The organism is Nonomuraea sp. NPDC049607 (assembly GCF_040675375.1).
GTDB lineage: Bacteria > Actinomycetota > Actinomycetes > Streptosporangiales > Streptosporangiaceae > Nonomuraea.
The window spans coordinates 19,657-35,253 of sequence record NZ_JBFAOV010000012.1 but is presented as its reverse complement, the minus strand read 5'-3'; the positions used below and the strand labels follow the sequence as shown (position 1 = coordinate 35,253).

Sequence of the window (15,597 nt, the reverse complement as noted above, 5' to 3'; positions counted from 1 at the left end):
CGGCTCTCCTCGCTTATATCGAAGTTCGATATAAATGGGTCGTGGCATCTTCGCAGGCGGGCCGCGGCCCCGCCCTGGACCTCGACGAGCTGGTCGGCGCGATCGAGGAGTTCAACACGTACTTCATCCGGCTGCCCTCGGTCAGACGGCTCAGCTTCTCGACCCTGTCCGTGCTGCACACGCTGGCGGGCAAGGGTCCGATGCGGCTCACCGACCTGACGGCGACGGAACAGCTCAAACAGCCCGCGCTCACGACCCTGGTGGCCAAGCTCGAACGGGACGGGCTGGTCTCACGCCGTCCCGACCCGCGCGACGGGCGCGCCGTCCTGCTCACTCTCACCGAGGAGGGCATGGGCATCGTCCGCTCCCGGCGCGCCGACCGGGTGGCGCGGGTCGCCCGCCTGGTGGAGCACCTGAGCGATGAGGAGCGCGCGGCGCTGGCCCGGTACGCGGGCCTCCTGGGCCGCCTGACCGAGATCGCCGCGCGTGTCGAAGACTAGGAGAACGGTCCCCTTGACGAATCGCCCCTTCCCGCTGCGCCCCGAGCCGCTGCACGTCCCCGACGAGGTGCTCGACGACCTGCGCCGCAGGCTCGCCCTGACCAGATGGCCGGCCACCGCCGGGAACGAGGACGGCTTCTACGGCGTGCGCGGCGACCACCTGCGCGAGCTGGTCGCCTACTGGGCCGACGGCTTCGACTGGCGTGCGGCCGAGCGCGCGATCAACGCCTACGAGCACTACCGCGTGGACGTCGGCGGCGTGCCCGTGCACTTCATGCGCAAGCCCGGCGTCGGCCCCGCCCCGGTGCCGCTGATCCTCAGCCACGGCTGGCCCTGGACGTTCTGGCACTGGTCGAAGGTGATCGACCCGCTCGCCGACCCGGGCGCCCACGGTGGCGATCCGGCGGAGGCGTTCGACGTGATCGTGCCGTCGCTGCCGGGGTTCGGCTTCTCGGCCCCGCTCGACCACCGGCCGGACATGAACTTCTGGAAGATCGCCGATGTGTGGCACGAGCTGATGACCGGCGTCCTGGGCCATGACCGGTACGCCGCCGCCGGGTGCGACGTCGGGGCGCTGGTCACCGGGCAGCTCGGCCACAAGTACGCCGACGAGCTGTACGCCGTCCACATCGGCTCGGCGCAGAAGCTCACCATGTTCAACGGCGACCGCGCCTGGGACCTGAGCGGCGGCATGCCCATCCCCGACGGCCTGCCCGCCGACGTGCACGCCCGGATCGTCGAGCTGGACAGGCGGTTCGCGGTGCATCTGGCGGCGCACGTGCTGGCGCCGTCCACGCTCGGCTTCGGGCTGGCCGACTCCCCCGCCGGCATGCTGGCCTGGATCCTGGAACGCTGGACGAAGTGGTCCGACAACGGCGGCGACATCGAGAACGTGTTCACCAAGGACGACCTGCTCACCCACGCGACGATCTTCTGGGCGGGCAACACGATCGACAGCTCGATCCGCACCTACGCCAACAACAACCGCTACCCCTGGACGCCGTCGCACGACCGGTGGCCGGTCGTCGAGGCGCCCACGGGCATCACGTTCGTCGGCTACGAGAACCCGCCCGGCGTGACGACCGGCGAACAGCGGATCCAGGGCTTCGTCGACGGCGAGCGGGGCGCCTGGTACAACCACGTCGACATCACCGCCCACGACCGCGGCGGCCATTTCATCCCCTGGGAGATCCCCGGGGAATGGGTGGCGGACCTGCGCCGCACGTTCCGCCCCTACCGCCCGGCCTGACCCACATCGAGCTCGACGCGCGGCCCGGCCCGTCCGTCAGGACGGGCGCGGCGCCGCCAGGAGCTCGCCGACCCGGACGACCGCGAACTCGACCTGGCTCTGCCCCTCCTCCCAGTTCGCGATCAGCGTGCAGCCCACGTCGCCGAGCAGGTCGCCGCCCGTGCGCTCGGTCCGCAGGTACATCAGCCCCTCCTCGCCGTCGGTGCAGAAGAAGCTCAGGTGGGTGAACAGTTCGGGCGGGGTGAGGCCGCCCAGCGCCTCCTGCCACTCCTCGGCCGCCTCCGCCTCGAACGGGAGCAGGCTCTCGGGGCCCGTGCCGAGCGCGGTGGCGACCCGCATCGCGTCGAAGAGCGTGCCGTCGGAGACCAGCCGCGGGTGGCTGACGGTCCAGGCGTCCCGCAGGCCGGGCCCGGCGAGGTCGTGCCGGGCGAGCAGGGGAACCAGATCGCCGCCCAGGACGAGCCGGTCCGCGAAGCACACCGCCGCCAGGTCCGCCGCGAACTCCGGCGGCAGCCCCGCCTTGTCGAACTCGAAGACCGACCGGCTCGCGTCGAACGTCGTCGGCGGCTCGTCCACGTCGAAGATCGGGCAGTCCCAGACGACCGGCTCGGCGCCGGCGAGGGCGGCCGGGGTCACCCAGGCGACGTCACGCGCGAAGCCGAGCTCGTCGATGAGGTTGCCGCCGAAGAACGTCGCATAGGTGGCGTCCGCGTCGAAACTCGACAGCGGACGGCCGAGCAGGATCTCGAAGGCGCCGGTCAGCTTCGCTGCCCACGGACCCGGCATGGTGGCGGAAACACAGTTCATGCCGGGACCATATAGTCCGTCCCTCTCATTTCAGGCCGGGTTCGCGGGCTTGTGCTCAGCGCTGCTCGGGCAGCACCGGTCTCGCGTCGGTCCAGCCGGACGCCGTCAAAGCGGTCCACGCGGTGAGCTCGTCTCCGTCGAGCCGGTCCTCCATGGCCAGCGGGCGGCCCGACGCCTCGTCGATGACGATCCGTTGCGTTCCGCCCTGGAGCTCTATCCCTGTCCCCACCCGTCCCAGGGGGTCGCTGATCCTGCCGAGGTTCTTCACGCCCGGGAGGTCGGCGAGCATCCGGTAGAGCGCGGCCCGTATCCTGGGCGTGGTCGGAAGTTGCGACAGCAGACTGACGGCCTCCGCGAACAACGCCTCGTCCGACTGCTGACCGGCCTGCCGGTCCCACTGCTGAAGGACCTTCTTGAGCGCCGCCGGATCGGCCGGCAGGTCCGTCACCTGCTTCGTGGTGACGGGCGTGGCTCCGACCATCGGATAGGACACCTCCGGGTTGCGCTTGTCGTCGAGCCGTACGGCGAACGGCGGCGCGGTCAGCGGGCCCACTCCGGGAACGCCGGCCCCACCGCAGTCACCCAGCCTCCATCGGCCCTGCAGGCGCCAGGTCTCCTCATCGGCGCCGGTGAGCGGCTTGCCCGACTGAGCGGTGACCACGAGCCAGCTGGGGTCTCGTCCCGACTTCGCCATCCAGAGCTCGTGGGTGCACGTCACCCGGTAGCCGACGCTCTTGGGGGTCCCGCCGCCGGGCGGCCCCTGTCCCGCGTTCCGCAGCGCCATGCTCAGCCCCACGGTGTGCCAGTAGCGGCCGGTCGCCGGGGTCGCGGTCTCGATCCGCTCCGCGGCGGCGAGCAGTACGGTACGGGCGGACATGGCGACAGGCGTGGCGAGCCGGGCGTCCGTGCTCCGCACGAAGACGACGGCCGCGACCGCGACGGCCGCGACGGCGGTGAGCCGAAGGCCCGTCAGCAGGGTCCGTCTCGGGCGCGACGGCCGGACCATCACACTGCATCGCCGGCCCGCCTGTCGACCCGATTACCCGGCCGCCGGCGCCGGACGGCGTCCCGACGTCGCGAGCTGGTGCAGGGTGTAGCCGCCCGAGGCCTGCTTGAACAGGTACTCGGCCCGTTCGTAGGACAGGCGGCGCCTGCCGGTCTCGGGGCACAGGTCGGCCGGGTCCGGCGTCCGGGCGGGGGCGGGCCTGCGGTCGGCCAGGAAGAGCGGGCCGCCGGTCCGGCCCGCGACCAACTCCTCCAGCAGGGCCGCGGCGCCGTCGCCCCACGTGATCGTGGCGGCGCGGCGGGCGGGCAGGTCGAGGTCCTCGACGTTGAGCGCGAGGACGGCGGCGGCCGAGGCGCCCGACTCGTGCACCAGCCGCCACAGCGCCCTCTCCCGCGGCGACGGGTGCCGCCAGAGCGCGGCCAAAGCCTGATCGGCGACGGCGGGGCGCCTCCTGCGGTCGTCGTGCTTCCTGGGAAGCTCGGCCGGCAGGTCGCCGAGGCCCGCCCACGCGCCGAAGGACCGTACGGCCGCGCGGTGCCGGTTCCAGGTCCTGGGCGCGGCCGTGCTCCAGGCGGCGGCGAACACCCTGGCCACGAGGACGGGCGTGATCTCGGCCAGCGGCGTGGCGGCCCCCAGGTCCAGGCGCAGCCGCCGCAACGTCTGCCCGTACGACCGGATCGTCCCGGCGTCCAGGTCCGTGCGCGCCAGGAACCGGTCCACCGCCTCGCCGAGCAGGGCCATGTCCCGGACGCCCGCCGTCCGGGCGAGGGAGGAGGCGGTGCGGTGGCGGGCGGCGCGGGTGAGGAGGAAGGCGCGTTCGGCGGTGTTGCGGGTGAGGGCGGCGGCCCGCTCGAACGCCGTCGCGGCCTCGGCGTCGCGCCCCGCCCGCGCCAGCAGGTCGCCGTGGACGGCCGACAGCGGCGGGTAGTCCCGCAGCGCCGGGTCCGACAGCAGCGAGTCCACCAGCGCCAGCCCCGCCTCCGGCCCGGTCGCCATGCCGACGGCGACCGCCTGGTTGAGCCGGACCACCGGCGAGGGCAGCAGCCGTGCCAGCGCGCCGTAGAGGGCCGCGATCTGGTCCCAGTCCGTGTCGGCCGCCCCGGCCGCCCGCGCGTGACACACCGCGATCGCCGCCTGCAGGACGTACGGCCCGAGCCCTCCGCCCGCCTCCCGCGCCCTCAGCATGGAGGCGAACCCGCGCGCGATCAGCTCCCGGTCCCACCGTCCCCGGTCCTGCTCGTGCAGCTGCACCGGCTCCCCCGACGGCCCGGTACGGGCGTCCGCGCGCGACTGCTGGATCTCCATCAGCGCCACCAGCCCGTGCACCTCGGACTCGCCCGGCGCCAGCCCGGCCAGCAGCCGTCCGAGCCGCAGCGCCTCCAGCGCCAGGGCGGGCCGCATCAGGTCCTCGCCCGCCGTGGCCGAGTAACCCTCGTTGAAGATCAGGTAGATGACCTCCAGCACGGACGCCAGCCGTACGGCCAGCTCGGGCCCCTGCGGCAGCTCGAACGGCACCCCTTCCTCGGCGAGCGTGCGCTTGGCGCGCGCGACGCGTCCGGCCACGACCGCCTCCCGCACCAGGAACGCACGGGCGATCTCCGCGGTGGTCAGGCCGCCGAGCAGCCGCAGCGTCAGCGCGGTCCGCTCCTCGGCGGGCAGCACGGGATGGCTGGAGACGAACATCAGCCGCAACACGTCGTCGCCGGGCGGCTCGTCCCGGCCGGGCCGCTCCGGCCGGAGTTCGCCGATCACCCGGTCGTGCCGCCGGTCGCGGCGCAGGTGGTCGAGGGCGCGCCGCTTGGCGGTGGTCATCAGCCACGCGCCCGGCCTGTCCGGTACGCCGTCGCGCGGCCAGGTCTCCAGCGCGGCGACCAGCGCGTCCTGGGCGAACTCCTCGGCCAGGCCCACGTCGCCGAGCATCCGGGCCAGCCCGGCGACGATCCGCGCGGACTCCTCCCGCCAGACCGCCGTGACGGCGTCCATCAGTAGATCTGGCGCATGTGGCACTCGCCGTCGCCGACGACCGCGAAGAAGCGCCGCGAGATCTCCAGCGCCTCCTCCCGCGAACCGACCTCGATCAGCGCGAAGCCGCCCGCCATCTCCTTGGCCTCGGCGAAGGGCCCGTCGGTCACGGTCAGCTCGCCGCCCGCGGACCTGAGCACGGTGCCGCCCAGCTCCATGCCTCCGGTGGCGAGCAGCACGCCCGCCTCGGTGAGCTCCTGGATGAACCTGCCCATCTCGACGTGCAGCGTCTCGTCGTCGCGCCGCTCGCTCACGTTCGTCAGCAGAAATCTCATGTGCGTTCCCTGTCACATCGCCGGTTCGTCGCGTATGCAGTAGAACACGAAAGGACACGGGACATGACCGCCATCGCCCCCACCGCCACCCCCGCCTCGACCCGCACCCTGCTGACCGCGGGCGCCGTCGCCGCCCCCCTGTGGACGGCGGTCAACCTGGCCCAGGTGCTCACCCGCGAGGGCTTCGACATCGTCCGCCACCCGCTCAGCCAGTTGTCGACCGGCTCGCTCGGCTGGATCCAGGTGGCCGACTTCCTGGTCGTCGGCGCGCTGGTGATCGCCGGCTCGTTCGGGCTGCGCCGGGCCGTCCCCGGCCGGTGGCTGCCCCGCCTCCTGCTGGTCAACGGCATCGGGATGATCTTCGCCGGGATCTTCCGGATGGACGCCGGCGACGGCTTCCCCGTCGGCACCCCGGCGGGCCCGCCCACGACGATGAGCTGGCACGCCGGGCTGCACATGGCCTCCGGCTCGATCGCCTTCATCGCCCTGGCGGCGGCCTGCTTCGTGCTCGGCCGCCACTTCTCCCGGGCCGGGGCGCCGGGCTCGGCCGTCGCGTCCTTCGTGGCGGGCGTGGCCGTCATCGCCGGGAACGGCTGGACGATGAGCGGCGGCCCAGGGGGTTCGGTGACCCTGGCCGTCGGCGTCACCGGCGCGATGTTGTGGGTGTCGGCGGTCGCCTACCGGCTGCGCCGTCGCCCCCTGGTCTGACACGCACCCCGAAGACCCTCCCCGTCACCGGCGGGGAGGGCCTTCCGCTTGGGCGGGGGCGGTCAGCCGGGACGGTTGCCGGTCGGAATCACGATCTTGGTCTGCGCGCCCTTGGTCAGGTAGAACGTGGTCCACTTCTTGATCATCTCGTCCAGGAGCCAGGCCGCGGCGGGCACCAGCGGCAGCCCGATCAGCCCCTCCCTGAACTGCACCAGCAGCGGCCAGGCGGTCTTGACGACCGGGTCCCACAGCGGCTCGCGCGGGATGCCGTTCCAGTCGGCCGCCTGGTTGCCGGTGAGGTACCTGGAGAACGCGTTGACCAGGGGCTTGTCGATGCCGCCCGGGCTGGTCAGCTCCGCGAGCATGCCCCGCAGGATGCCGTTCAGCTCCACGCCCTCGGCGGTGGGCCCCATGTTCCTGGGCAGCACGATGTCGGACTGGGCGTAGGAGGAGTCCCAGGTGGCGGGGATGAACTCGTCCCTGATGCCGAGCATGTGCGCCAGCAGCTGCAACGAGTGCAGGTACGCCGCGGACTCGCCGGCGGAGATGCGCACCTTCCACTCGCGCATCCCGCGCATGGAGTAGGTCGCCAGGGTGTGCCACGTGACGAGCATGTCCTCCTGGCTGATCGGGATGGGGCCCGGCCAGTGGGGGGACGACTTGAGCAGGTGCCGCACGGCCGCGTGCACGAGCCGGGTCTTGACGGCCTCGACCACGGCCGTCCCGCCGGGCCCCCAGGCGTTCTGCGGCCTGACCGCGTAGGCCAGGACGTTCGTCTTGGCGACCCGGTCCTTCAGGTCGGCGCCGCCCGCCGAGTAGTAGACCGCGCGGGCCTCCTTGGGGATGGCGGTGGCCAGCATGCCCGCCCCGACGATGGTGAGGACGACGATGTAGTTGCCCTTGAGCGCGTGGAAGCGCGAGGCGGCGTCCAGTTTGCCCTGGTCGGCCCACGAGGGCAGCTGACGCGCCTGCTCGATGAAGGCCCGCAGGTCGGCGGGGAGCCCGGCGGGCAGGGGCTGGTCGTTGCGGTTCCAGTCGTACAGCAGCCGGTTGACCTCGGGGATGACGCCGCGGTCGAACAGCGAGGCGAGGAGTGGATCGGCGACGTCGTCCCACACCCATCGGGGGTCGGCGCCGGTGCCGGAGCCCGCGACCGAGCCGGAGGCCGGCCAGGTCCAGTCGTCCGCCAGGGTCTTCGCCTGGGCCGGAGAGGTGATGCCCAGCGCGCCGAGGGCTCCCAGGGCGGTGCCCGAGATCAGGATCTCGCGCCTGCTCAGCTCTGCCATGCTCTGCACTCCTTCGAGATGGGGGGTCCCGCTCAGGGCAGTCTCGATCGGCTCGCCGGAGATCCGCCGAGCAGGGGGCGCGTGTCGGCGTCGTCGCCGGAATCACGCCTGCCGAGGTCTCCCACGCCGCTTCCTCCTTCTCGTGCGAGGCCGAGAAGTGGGTGATACTGAGAAACAAACCTTGAGTCTGTGTATCATCATGAGAGCACGATGTGATGGACATCACAAGACCCGCCCCCGAGGCGGAACCGGACCAGGAGGTGATCGTGGAATCCGTGCTGTCCGGCTTCATGGCGCCGTCGGGCTCGGAGTCGTTGCTGGAGCGCGCGTTCGTCGACGCCGTCGAGCGGGTCGGCGACCTCGACGAGCTGAGGGCGCGCATCCTCGACGCGGCCTACGAGCAGTTCTGCCGGATGGGCATCAGGCGCTCCACCATGGAGGACGTCGCGCGCCTGGCGAAGGTGTCCCGGATCACCGTCTACCGGCGCTTCGACACCAAGGACACGCTGGTCGAGCATGTGGTCCGCCGGGAGTTCCGGCGCTACTTCGACCAGTTCCTCGTCGACATCGAGCAGGCCCGCACCCCGGCCGACAGGGTGGTGCTCGGCTTCGTCAGCTCGTTGCGGGCCATCCGCGGCAACCCGCTGATCGGCGGGCTCATCGCCACGGAGCCCGACCTGCTGGTGCCGTCCATGATGACCGACGGGGGCCGCACCCTCGCCACCGTGCGGCAGTTCGTCGCCGGCCAGCTCCGCCGGGAGCAGCGGGCGGGCAACGTGTCCGAGCGCCTGGACGCCGACCTCGTGGCCGAGATGATGGTGCGGATCTCCACCTCCTTCCTGGCGATCCCCAGCGCCGTCATCGACCTCGACGACGACGGTCAACTGGCCGCGGTGGCCAGGCGCTTCCTCGTGCCGATGCTCGAACCCCCCGCCTGATCCCCTGCCGCCGATCGGAGCAACTCCGGGACTAAAGGCATTTCGTCTGCGACCATGACTCGCGCGTCAACACGTTCAGCGGTTCGCTGACCATCTGAATAGTGGAATGGAGATTCGCGATGTCCCATGCTCCGGTTCCTCCCGACGCGTTCACCTCCTCCTCCGGATCGACCTCCCGCCCGTCCCGCCGGGCCGTTCTGGCGGGTGGCGGCGCCGCCCTCGCCGCCGTGCTCGTCCCGGCCTCACCGGCGCGGGCCGGCGTCGGGGGCATGGCGGGCGCCGCCGCCCGTACGGCCGTCACCTCCGGCACCGACTTCGCCGTCGCTCCCTCGCCCGACGGCCGCCGGCTCGCCCTCGACCTGCTCGGCGTCCTGTGGGTCTGCTCCGCCTCCGGGGGCGCCGCCCGCAGGCTCACCAGCGACCTGTACGACATCGCCCAGCCCGACTGGTCCCCCGACGGCGGCACCCTCGTGTTCCAGTCGTACCGCGACGGCGTCTTCGACCTGTGGACGATCCGCCCCGACGGGTCCGCGATCAAAAAGCTGACCACCGGCCCGTTCGATCACCGGGAGCCCCGCTACAGCCCCGACGGGCGGACCATCGCCTACGCCTCCGACGCGGGCGGCAGCTACGGGATCCACCTGCTCGACGTCGCCACCGGAGCGAGCCGCGTCCTGACCGACGGCCCCGCCGAGGAGTACGAACCGGCCTGGTCGCCCGACGGACGGAAGATCGCGTTCGTCGTCGCCGACACCAGGATCGACGTCATCGAGGTCGCCACCGGCACGCGCGGCACGGCGGTCACGGTGCCCGCCGGCCAGGTCGTCCACCAGCCGTCCTGGCTGCCGAACGGCGCCGACCTCGCCTACCACCTCTTCCGCTCGGGCGCCAACGAGCTGGCCGGCACCGCGGGCGCCCTCGTCACCGGCGAGGAGGTCTTCCCGTTCCGTGCCCGCTTCGCCCCTGACGGACGCTTTTACTACACCTCCGCGGGCGCCATCAAAGTGCGCCGGCTCGATTCCACGTCCGTCGGCATGGTCGGATTCACCGCCGCGCTCACCACGACCACTCCGAAGTACCAGAAGAGGGTCCGCGTGTTCGACGAGCCGGGGTCGTTCCCCGTCATCGGGATCGGCAGCCCGGCGGTCTCCCCCGACGGTTCCGCCATCGCCTTCCGCGCCCTCAACGACATCTACCTGATGCGCGGCGGCGGCACCCCTGAACCGCTCTTCCGCGACCGCTGGTGGAAGGCCGACCCGGACTTCTCCCCCGACGGGCGGCGGCTGGCGTTCGTCACCGACCGCACCGGCACGCTCAACGTCTGGGTGCGCGACCTGGGCACCGGCGCCGACCGGCAGGTGACCCGGCTGACCGACTCCGCCGCCCTGTCGGTCCGCTGGTCGCCGGACGGCCGGGAGATCGCCTACCTCGACCAGGACGGCGCCCTGTGGGTCGTGGACGTCTCCACCGGCGACCTCCAGAAGATCTACGACGCCACCTTCGAGCCGGGCCGCCCGACCTGGTCACCCGACGGCCGGACGCTGGCGATGGCCGCGGTGGTGCCGTACTCGCGACGCTACCGGGAAGGGCTGTCCAAGATCCTGCTCGTCGACCGGGCCACGGGCGCCGGCACGTACGTCGACCCCGCGCCGCACCGGTCCCTCCAGACCCGCGGCGACGACGGTCCCGTCTGGTCCCCCGACGGCACCATGCTGGCGTTCGCCATGGAGTCGCTCCTGTGGGTGCTGCCCGTCGACAGTTCCGGACGGCCCACCGGCGCCGCCCGTCAGGTCACCCGGGAGGTCTCCGACGCCCCCGTCTGGGTCGGCGACTCGGCCACCCTGCTCTACCTGAACGAGGGGCGTCTCAAGAGCGCGCGCCTCGACGGCGGGCCCGCGCGGCCGATCCCGATGCGGCTGACCTGGCGCAACGACCCCGGCCCCGACCAGGTCGTCATCCACGCGGGCCGCATGTGGGACGGCGTCTCCGACCACGTCGCCCACGACGTCGACATCCTCGTACGAGGCCAGCGCATCACCGCGGTCGAGCCGCACCGGGACGGCAGGCCCGGCACCCTGATCGACGCCCGGGACGGATTCGTCATGCCCGGCCTGATCGACATCCACCACCACCGGGAGATGCAGGGCTACGCCTACGGATCGCGGCAGGGTCCGCTGTGGCTCGCCCTGGGCGTCACCACGACGCGCTCGCCCGGCTCACCCGCGTACCACATGGTCGAGGAGCGGGAGTCGGTGCAGTCCGGCGCCCGGCTCGCGCCGCGCTACCTGGGCACCGGCGAGGCCATCGACGGCGCGCGCGTCTACTACAACTTCATGCGCCCGACCTACAGCCACGACCAACTGCTGCTCGAACTGCGGCGGGCCGCCGCCCTCGACTACGACCTGCTGAAGTGCTACGTGCGGCTGCCGGTCGCCTGGCACCGCGAGGTCATCGAGTGGGCCCACCGGCGGGGCAGGCCGGTCAGCTCGCACTACCACTATCCGGCGATCGCCATGGGCGGCGACCAGACCGAGCACGTCGGCGCCACCAACCGGTTCGGCTACTCGCGCACCGTCACGAACGTCGGGTCCGCCTACTCCGACGTCATCTCCATGTTCAACGCCTCGAAGATGGCCAGAACCCCCACCCTGTTCACCTCCTCGATCCTCTACCGGGAGGACACCTCGCTCGTCACCGACGAACGGGTGCGCCGGCTCTACCCGAACTGGCGGATGGCCCAGCTCCGGGCGACGGTCACCACGGTGCAGAACGCCGACCCCGCGGCGGTCCAGGTGACCCGGACGAACCTCGCCAACCAGGTCGCGCAGCTCACGGCGATGATCCGCGGCGGCGGGGTGGTCACCGCCGGCACCGACGCGCCGATCGACCATCTCGGGGTCAGCCTGCACATGAACCTGCGCGCCATGGTCAGGTTCGGCCTGACCCCGCGCGAGACGCTCACCGCCGCGACCAGCGCGTCCGGGGCCCACCTCGGCCTCCCGCTGGGCAGGATCGCCAAGGGCATGTACGCCGACCTGGCCATCGTCCGCGGCGACCCGCTGTCCCGCATCGAGGACGCGGCCAATGTCACCGCCGTCGTCGTCGGCGGCAGGCACCACACGGTCGAGCGGCTTCTCGCGCCCTACCCGTCCGCCACCACCACCGACCAGGCGACGCCCGCCGCTTCGGCCGCCTCGGGCAGGGTCAGGGACCGCGTCCCCGTCCATCCGAGCACGGCGGGCCACTGGTGGAACGAGCCCGTCCACCTTCAGGCGGCCCGCACCGCCTGCTGCGACGGCCACTGAGCGGGGAATGTCCGTTAGGCCGACCCCGGTCGGCCGTTCGGCCGATCAAGATCAAACGCACGGAACCCTAGCGTCGGTGACGACATCATCAGAAAAGGGGGCTTTCTGTGCGTGCACGAAAGATCGTGACAGCCGTCGCCGCGAGCGCGACCCTGGTGGCGGGGCTCGCGGTCACCGGCCAGGCGTCGGCGGCCGTCACGGGTGACGCCCGGGCCGGTGACGCGACCCGGTTCCACCGCCAGACGCTCGACTGGCACCGCTGCCGGACCGGTCGCGGCGACGAGATCGGCGAGGCTCTCGACGCGGCGGGGGCCCAGTGCGCCGAGGTCACCGTCCCGCTGGACCACCGCAGGCCAGGAGGGCGGACCGTCTCGGTGGCGATCTCACGGATCAAGGCGACCGACCCCGCCGCGCGCCGGGGCGTCCTGCTGATCAACCCCGGCGGTCCGGGCGGGAGCGGGCTGCCACGGCCGCTGCTCGGCCGGCTCATGCCCGAGGTCGCGGCCCGGTACGACCTGATCGGGATGGACCCGCGCTTCGTCGGCCGCAGCACGCCGATCCGCTGCCGGTGGACGACCGACACCCCCACCCGGTCGGCCGGCCCGACCCGCCGCACCTTCGACGAGAGCGTCACGCTCATGAAGGAGCTGGCCGACGGGTGCGCCAAGGGCGGCCGCGACCTGCTGCCGTACGCCTCCACCCGCAACACCGCCCGCGACATGGACGTCATCCGCGCCGCCCTCGGCGAGCCCAGGCTGTCCTATCTCGGCTACTCCTACGGCACCTACCTGGGCGCGGTCTACACGCAGCTGTTCGGCTCACGGGCCGACCGGTTCGTGCTGGACAGCGCGGTCGGCCCGGACGTCTACGGCCCCGACCTGCTGTCCGCGAACGGCCCGGCGATCGACGCCGCGCTGGGGAACTGGGCCGCCTGGGCCGCCGCCCGCGACGCCGAGTACGGCCTGGGCGGCACCCGGGCCGACGTCCTGGCCACCGTGGAGCGCGTCGACCGGGCCGCGGCCCGCCGCCCGCTGCGGGTCGGCGCGTACCGGATCGACGCCCATCACGTCCCCTACCTGCTGTTCGTCCGCCTCTACGACGACAGCGCCAAGGCGTACGCCGGCTTCGCGGCGGAGGTGCGGACGCTGGCCGGCGCCGCCCGCGGCGAGGCGGTCACCGTCCCGGCGTCGCTGAAGGAGACCCTCGACGGCCTGTTCACCGGCTCGGGGCCGGCCGAGGACCGGGCCGGCACCCCGATCCTGTGCGCCGACCGGGCCGCCTCCCGCGACGTGGAGGGCTACTTCCGCGACATCCAGGCCCACCGCGCGGACGAGCCGCTGTTCGGGCCGATGACCCGCAACCTCAGCCCCTGCTCCTTCTGGCCGTCCGCCCCCGTGGAGGCGCCCACCAGGCTCGGCAACGACGTCCCGATGCTGGTCGTCGGCGCCGACGGCGACCCCGTCACCCCGTTCCCCGGCCAGCGGGCGATGCACCGGACGCTGACCGGCTCCCGCATGGTCACCCTGCGCGGCGCCTTCCGCCACGGCGCCTACCTCGCCGCGGGCGACACCTGCGTGAACACCACGGTCAACCGCTACCTGGTGGACGGCGTCCTGCCCGGCCGCGACACCACCTGCGACAAGGCGGACGCACAGTAAGCCTTGCGGTTCAGCCGGAGCGGGCGCGGTCGCAGCGGGCCAGTTCGGCACGCAGGTCGCGGCGGAGAGCCCGGTCCAGGCCGGGCTGGGCGAGCGCGTCGGTGAAGTCGCGGGCCGCCTCCTCCCAGCGGCCGAGCCGGGCCAGCGCGGTGCCCCGGTTGTAGCGCGGCTCGGGCGCGGGCGACAGCGCCACCGCCCGGTCCAGGTCGGCCACGGCGGCGGTCACCTCACCACGCTCGAAGCGCACGGCGGCGCGGTTGGTCCACGCCTCGACCAGCGTCTCGTCACCCTCCAGGGCCTGGGTGAACAGCTCCTCGGCCGGCTCGCCGCGCTCGGAGCGGATCAGGCCGAGCGTGCACAGCAGCGCCGGCTCCTTGGGGGCCAGCGCGAGGCCGGCCAGCGCGTCGCGTTCGGCGGCGTCCAGCGCGCCGCGCTCCAGGTGGGCGTTGACCAGGGCGATCCGGGCGTCCAGGTGGCCGGGGTCGATGGCGAGCGCGCGCCCCAGGTCCTCGCGGGCCCGCTCGTCGCGGCCGCGTTCCAGGAGGAGCACGGCGCGGTTGTAGTACGCCTCGGGCAGGTGCGGTCCCAGGCGGATGGCGGTGCCGTAGTCCTTGATCGCGGCCTGGACGCGTCCGGCCGCGCGGTGCAGGGCGGCCCGGTCCACGTAGTACTCGCTGTTGTCCGGGTCGTGGGCGATCACGCCGTCGAGGTCGGCCAGGGCCCGCGCCGGGTCGCCGAGAGCCAGGTGCACCTGGGCGCGGTTGTGGCGCAGGCGGGCCAGGTGCTGCGGGTGCTCGCCCGGCGCCAGCACCGCCGTCAGCCTGGCCAGCCCGTCGTCGATCAGCCGCAGCGCCTCGGCGGGCGCGCCGGCCTTGGCGTCCAGCAGGGCCAGGCCCTGCTCGTAGAAGACGGTAGAGATCACCTGGTGGCGGGGGTCGTCCACGTCTTCGGCCAGCCGGAGCGACTCCTCCAGCCAGTGTCGTGCCTGCCCGGGGTCCTGGCGGGCGGCCGGAAGGTGGCGGGCGTACAACATGGCGGTGGCGTACGCGGCGGACATGTTGATCTTTGGGTCGCCGGTGGCCGCGCGGGCCTCGTCGTAGAGTGCGAGCGCCTCTTCCGCGCGCTCCAGCGCCGCGAGCGCGGTGGCCAGGCCCGTGGTGCAGGCCCACCACTGCCGCAGGTCGCCTTCGGGGGTGACGATGGCGCGTCCGTGGGCGGCGACGCGGGCCGCGTGGTGGTAGAAGCCGCGGGCCAGGCCGTCGCCGAGCGCGGCGCGGACGGCGTCCGGGTCCGTGGGCAGCGGCGGGGGCTCGGCGCGGCCGTCGTCGCGCAGGTCAAGGCGCAGCGGGGTGGAGGCGATCCGCGGGAGCAGGGTGTCCAGCAGTTCGGCGGTGGTCTCGTCGGCGTGCGCGACGTGCTCGAAGGTGACGGTGACCGGGCGGCGCAGGGTGCCGGCCCAGGAGGCGGCGAACTCCGCGGCGCCGTACGCCAGGCAGGCGGTGCGGCGGGCCGGGTGGAACCTGATCGGCTCCTCCTCGGCGGCCGGCCGGGCCGTACGGTCGAGCCAGGGGGCGATCGCGTACAGCTCGACCCGGTGAGGGGCGGCCAGGCGCGGACGGTCGGCGGCGATCTCGGCGAGGAAGCCGGAGACCCCGGCGTAGGGCCCGTGCCCGCGATGGCAGTCGAAGCGGTTCACGGCAGGTCCGGAGACCGCAGGGGCGGGCACCCGAGGGCGCCCGCCGTCTTGGCACCTACCAGCACCACTCGATCCAGAGCCGGCGGGCACCGGACATCAGGCGCTGCGTGCTCTTGCGGCGGATGGTCATCTTCTTCATGGGCGCCT

Annotated in this window: 12 protein-coding genes; 6 read left to right on the top strand and 6 right to left on the bottom strand. The window is 73.1% G+C overall.

What is annotated here, in order from left to right:
• Positions 1 to 41 precede the first annotated feature (41 nt).
• Together AB0J97_RS23770 and AB0J97_RS23765 are read left to right on the top strand one after the other, a co-directional pair.
• Positions 42 to 500, top strand: coding sequence for a MarR family transcriptional regulator (locus AB0J97_RS23770; protein ID WP_364092025.1), 459 nt, complete (start codon positions 42 to 44; stop codon positions 498 to 500).
• 13 nt (positions 501 to 513) lie between these two features.
• A complete protein-coding gene (locus AB0J97_RS23765; protein ID WP_364092023.1) occupies positions 514 to 1,749 on the top strand; it encodes an epoxide hydrolase in 1,236 nt (411 codons plus the stop codon).
• A gap of 36 nt (positions 1,750 to 1,785) precedes the next feature.
• On the opposite strand, the gene AB0J97_RS23760 is transcribed toward AB0J97_RS23765, so the two are convergent.
• From AB0J97_RS23760 to AB0J97_RS23745, 4 genes are read right to left on the bottom strand one after another with little or no spacing between them, the layout of a single operon-like run.
• On the bottom strand, positions 1,786 to 2,556 hold the full coding sequence (locus tag AB0J97_RS23760; RefSeq protein WP_364092021.1) for a hypothetical protein: 771 nt from the start codon (positions 2,554 to 2,556) through the stop codon (positions 1,786 to 1,788).
• 55 nt (positions 2,557 to 2,611) lie between these two features.
• A complete protein-coding gene (locus tag AB0J97_RS23755; RefSeq protein WP_364092019.1) occupies positions 2,612 to 3,562 on the bottom strand; it encodes a CU044_5270 family protein in 951 nt (316 codons plus the stop codon).
• A gap of 33 nt (positions 3,563 to 3,595) precedes the next feature.
• Positions 3,596 to 5,545 (bottom strand): DUF6596 domain-containing protein, encoded by a 1,950-nt coding sequence (locus AB0J97_RS23750; RefSeq protein ID WP_364092017.1) that lies wholly within the window; start codon positions 5,543 to 5,545, stop codon positions 3,596 to 3,598.
• The gene (locus AB0J97_RS23745; RefSeq protein WP_364092015.1) at positions 5,545 to 5,859 is read right to left on the bottom strand and encodes a YciI family protein; all 315 of its coding nucleotides are present in this window, start codon (positions 5,857 to 5,859) and stop codon (positions 5,545 to 5,547) included. The genes AB0J97_RS23750 and AB0J97_RS23745 overlap by 1 nt, the downstream gene beginning before the upstream one ends.
• A 63-nt stretch (positions 5,860 to 5,922) precedes the next feature.
• Here AB0J97_RS23745 and AB0J97_RS23740 point away from each other — a divergent pair, with 63 nt between their 5' ends.
• Entirely contained in the window at positions 5,923 to 6,567 is a 645-nt protein-coding gene (locus AB0J97_RS23740; RefSeq protein ID WP_364092013.1) for a DUF998 domain-containing protein, read from the top strand.
• A gap of 62 nt (positions 6,568 to 6,629) precedes the next feature.
• Here the strand turns inward: AB0J97_RS23740 and AB0J97_RS23735 are convergent, their stop codons facing one another.
• Positions 6,630 to 7,853, bottom strand: a complete 1,224-nt coding sequence (locus AB0J97_RS23735) for an oxygenase MpaB family protein (protein ID WP_364092011.1) — start codon at positions 7,851 to 7,853, stop codon at positions 6,630 to 6,632.
• Positions 7,854 to 8,068: 215 nt separating this feature from the next.
• On the opposite strand from AB0J97_RS23735, the gene AB0J97_RS23730 reads away from it, so the two are divergent.
• From AB0J97_RS23730 to AB0J97_RS23720, 3 genes are all read left to right on the top strand, one after another.
• On the top strand, positions 8,069 to 8,791 hold the full coding sequence (locus AB0J97_RS23730; protein ID WP_364092009.1) for a TetR family transcriptional regulator: 723 nt from the start codon (positions 8,069 to 8,071) through the stop codon (positions 8,789 to 8,791).
• A 119-nt stretch (positions 8,792 to 8,910) separates the two neighbouring features.
• The gene (locus AB0J97_RS23725) at positions 8,911 to 12,096 is read left to right on the top strand and encodes an amidohydrolase family protein (protein WP_364092007.1); all 3,186 of its coding nucleotides are present in this window, start codon (positions 8,911 to 8,913) and stop codon (positions 12,094 to 12,096) included.
• Between the two features lie 107 nt (positions 12,097 to 12,203).
• Complete coding sequence (locus AB0J97_RS23720; RefSeq protein ID WP_364092005.1) at positions 12,204 to 13,754, top strand: alpha/beta hydrolase; 1,551 nt, start codon at positions 12,204 to 12,206, stop codon at positions 13,752 to 13,754.
• 10 nt (positions 13,755 to 13,764) lie between these two features.
• Here the strand turns inward: AB0J97_RS23720 and AB0J97_RS23715 are convergent, their stop codons facing one another.
• Positions 13,765 to 15,450 (bottom strand): tetratricopeptide repeat protein, encoded by a 1,686-nt coding sequence (locus AB0J97_RS23715; RefSeq protein ID WP_364092003.1) that lies wholly within the window; start codon positions 15,448 to 15,450, stop codon positions 13,765 to 13,767.
• Between the last annotated feature and the right edge of the window lie 147 nt (positions 15,451 to 15,597).